This window comes from Xenorhabdus bovienii, from assembly GCF_024721015.1.
GTDB lineage: Bacteria > Pseudomonadota > Gammaproteobacteria > Enterobacterales > Enterobacteriaceae > Xenorhabdus > Xenorhabdus bovienii.
Map to the genome: position 1 here is coordinate 1 of NZ_JANAIF010000149.1, position 3,190 is coordinate 3,190.

Sequence of the window (3,190 nt, forward strand, 5' to 3'; positions counted from 1 at the left end):
CGCATTATGGATGCCCGTGTTTTTGGCGCGATGATCCCTGCCTTCACGCCTGGCGACTGGTCACTGATGCTGTCGCCGGTCACAGAACTGATGATCGACACACCACAGCCGATGCCGTTTTGCCGCCCGGATGACTGTACGGAAGGTAACAGTGAAATCCCCTTTACGCTGGGCGACCATTTGCTGGACGTTTGGCTGCGTTCCCCTTACGGCCTGAAAGTGTTAACCAGTTCACTTTATGATGATTTATGGGAAAACCACGGTGAAAAGGCGAAACAACTGGATCAACCTGTGGGCAGTCTGGAATTACGAATAGAACAGTGGTTGCGGCAAAAAATCGAAGCCGGCCATCTCGTTGAAAAAGTCTTTGGTCAAGAATATTTGTTGGCGATGGAACAAGAAAAAATAACAGGAGCAATGGATTATGAATAATGAAAATTCAATTTATTGTCACGATTGTCAGAAGATGCTGAAAAATAAGATAGAAATTCAGCTTGTTGATGAGCACAATAAACCGATAACCAACATGCCCTATATGTTAAAAAATAGAAAAACCACGCGTAAGGGGACAACAGATGGAAATGGCATGATCCGGGAAGAACATTTAACTGCTTCTCCTTTACGTTTATTTCTTAGTGGACAGGAGCTTGCTGATGAAATGGAAAAACGTCCGCTCAGAATGAAACGTAACAGTGAATACACGCGCTCTCCCGAAGCGATGAAATCTATTTCACCCGTTTTTAAAGAGAGTCTGGAATCAGGCCGTCAATATCGTTATACAAAAATTGGAGAATTGGTTGATAAATTTCCAGTTATTGAAAAATGGAAAGATGATGATTTTCCCCTTTACCATTTCCCTGATGGGGAACCACAAGGTCTTAAAGTTCACCCATCATATGTAGGTGAGTACCGTTATGTTATTGAAGTGTGTCCATTCAGAGCATGGTCTTTATTGCTGCATCATCAAAAAGACTATTCACTAGTTAATGCTTATAACCTCTCATTGATGAGTATATTAACTTATGCCGAAGATACTGAAAATTACTTAGGCTCAGTCACAAACCTCTTCCAAAAACAGTTGCTCGATCTGTCACGTTCACCTCATAGGGTCAATGATCAGTCCTTTTCCCCAGTAGTTTATGATGTCCCATTTAGTGATCGCTATACTGAGGTTGTCTACATTGACTCAAATAAACAAGAAGTTCCTCAGGGTCACACTCAACTTTTTTACGTGGCAAACAAGAAAGAAGTTATTATTGGATGGCGCGGTACTGAAATGACGGAAACAAAGGACCTTCTCACAGATGGAACATTCCAGCCGCTAGAATTAGGCTGTATACCTAAAGGTGTATGTAGTGGTTTTAGCGAAAAAGGGAAAGTTCATAAAGGTTTTTGGGATGCCTTCCATCTTGTCACAGAAATCCAAGTACCTAAAAGAGACGATGGAAAAACAGTATTTGAACATATTATTGAGTTAACACAAAATAAAAAACTATTCGTCTGCGGTCATAGTTTGGGTGGTGCCCTCGCCTTGTTACATAGTACACAACTCAAACCCTATAATCCCTGCCTCTATACCTACGGTATGCCACGTCTATTCACCCAAAGCGCAGTGCAGGAACTCACTGAAATTACTCATTATCGTCATGTTAATGAAGATGATTTTGTTCCATCGGTACCGTTTAACAAGGATATGGATAATATTTCTCTTCAAGCAGATGATAAATTTGTAGGATACGCAATCGAAGTATTTGATACTGCAATTGGAACATCGTTAAGTATAGCAGGTGCTCTCACTGCAAAAAGTGTTAAGTCACTCAGCCGTGATAACGACCCCTTTTTACACCATGGTAAATTAGTTTACTTTTATGCTCTCCCTGATTCAGAGTCAAAACTTTATTTACTTCCAGAGTTAAATGAAAAAACCAGAAAAGAGACTAAAGAATTTATTGAACAACAGACCAAAGTAGATAAATACAGAGAGCAAGAGATACGTTCATTTTTTCAGGGTGACGAAAATCCTACAGGCAAGCGTGGGACAGGCCTTCTTGACCATAGTAGCGCCTTATATGCTGAATACATTGATAAGAGATTGCGAGAATTGTGCACTCTTTCACCGGATAAAAAATTGCAAAGGAAGCAGGAAGATTTATCATTTCTTGAAAGTGAACCGCATTCGATTCGCGCAGTATTTCAAAGAAAAAAAATCAGAGAATATTATTTCTTAAGAGAAATAGATAATCAATTAATGATGACTCTAGAAGTAACTAAAAACGATATAAGAGGCTCAATAGCCTTGCAACGTTACTCTGAGAAACGATAAAAGGATAACATGAGGCTAATAATGAAATTAACATTCAGATTATTAACAATATCACCACTTATCTTGTGTTTAACAGGGTGTGAATTCATATCCAATACTATTTCAAGTTACTGGCAAACTTATAAAGATAAATCGGAACCATTTTTACCACCTGAAAAAAATCAATGGATTACAGTCGAAGGCATTGCTCCTCCAAATACTAGACCTAATTTGGACAGTATTTATGCTTCAAATAGATGTCTTGCTACTCATAATACCGCAGGTGGAACACTCTATCACTTACCTAAATATCACTGGAACAGATTTAATATTTCAGTAGATCCTGTAACAGGCTATTTTAAAGAAAAAATACCTCTTAATGGTGGAGGCTGGTGTCAATGGCAGATTGATAATATTGAATTAGCTCTTGAATATACTAACGTTAGCCATCTGATGAAGAATGCTGTATCACGAGGTAGGGCTGGAATAAATGTATATATCAATGGTGCAAGAAAACCTAGTGACATGAAAAAATTAGAAAATATTATTGATTACAGGCCGACTATTTATCCAGTCTTAAGAAAAAGTTTTGTTACAGGCAATGCTAATCAAATAGGTCTTTATGCTGGGGGGAAACTAACCTTTTTTGAATTAATTCTACAGCAAAAAAATGAATGGAAAATAAAATACATACCAACTTTAGATGAAACTAAGATGCCAAAAATTATTATACCCGGAGGTAATAAACCATCCAGGGTTGAATATCCTGATGGTAAGGTTGATTTAGATAGGGATTCTATTGATTATTGGAAACTTAACTACCACCTACTGAAGTAGGTGGGTTAGCGCACTTCGGTGCCGACGACTGAAAGTCGTCGAACCACGCAC

The 3,190-nt window shown here is 38.5% G+C and carries 2 protein-coding genes and 1 pseudogene; all 3 read left to right on the plus strand.

The genetic code is table 11. The annotated features are described in order from the left end of the window. A pseudogene (locus tag NXS07_RS19130) lies at positions 1-432 on the plus strand (DUF4123 domain-containing protein); the annotation flags it as partial. Further along, positions 425-2,323 (plus strand): lipase family protein, encoded by a 1,899-nt coding sequence (locus NXS07_RS19135; RefSeq protein WP_258087419.1) that lies wholly within the window; start codon positions 425-427, stop codon positions 2,321-2,323. The pseudogene NXS07_RS19130 and the gene NXS07_RS19135, both read left to right, overlap by 8 nt. A 21-nt stretch (positions 2,324-2,344) precedes the next feature. Continuing rightward, positions 2,345-3,139: a hypothetical protein gene (locus tag NXS07_RS19140; protein WP_258087420.1), complete on the plus strand. Its 795-nt coding sequence runs from the start codon at positions 2,345-2,347 to the stop codon at positions 3,137-3,139. The last annotated feature ends 51 nt before the right edge of the window (positions 3,140-3,190 follow it).

Excerpts from the sequence above, each read along its gene's own strand:
- NXS07_RS19135 (WP_258087419.1), top strand. The coding sequence starts at position 425 with ATGAATAATGAAAATTCAATTTATTGTCACGATTGTCAGAAGATGCTG.
- NXS07_RS19140 (WP_258087420.1), top strand. The coding sequence starts at position 2,345 with ATGAAATTAACATTCAGATTATTAACAATATCACCACTTATCTTGTGT.